This is a genomic window from Desulfocicer niacini, from assembly GCF_054657595.1.
In genome coordinates this window covers 1-312 of sequence record NZ_BAAHYK010000213.1, presented here as the reverse complement: position 1 = coordinate 312, position 312 = coordinate 1, and the positions used below count along the sequence as shown (strand labels likewise).

At 40.1% G+C, this 312-nt stretch carries 1 pseudogene; it reads left to right on the top strand.

The annotated features are described in order from the left end of the window. Nucleotides 1-312: pseudogene (locus tag ACYQ2M_RS25440) on the top strand (IS4 family transposase); the annotation flags it as partial.

Here is a 312-nt window from a genome sequence, read left to right as displayed (position 1 = left end):
AAATATATAAAAGGATTTAGGATGCTTACCTTGGGTTGGTCTGATGGAAACAGTTTTCTTGGAATTGATTTTATCCTTTTATCCTTAGCCGACAAAAAAAACAGATATAACGAAATCAGCCTTGATATTGATAAACGAACTTGTGGATACCCACGACGCCAGGAGGCCGTCACCAAAAGTACGGCACATCTTGTCCCTATGGTCAAAAGAGCTCTGGATATAGGGGTTCGGGCCAAATATGTATTAATGGATAGCTGGTTCTCAATGCTATCTTCCATAGCGGATCTTCGTGAACATATCCATGTTATCTGT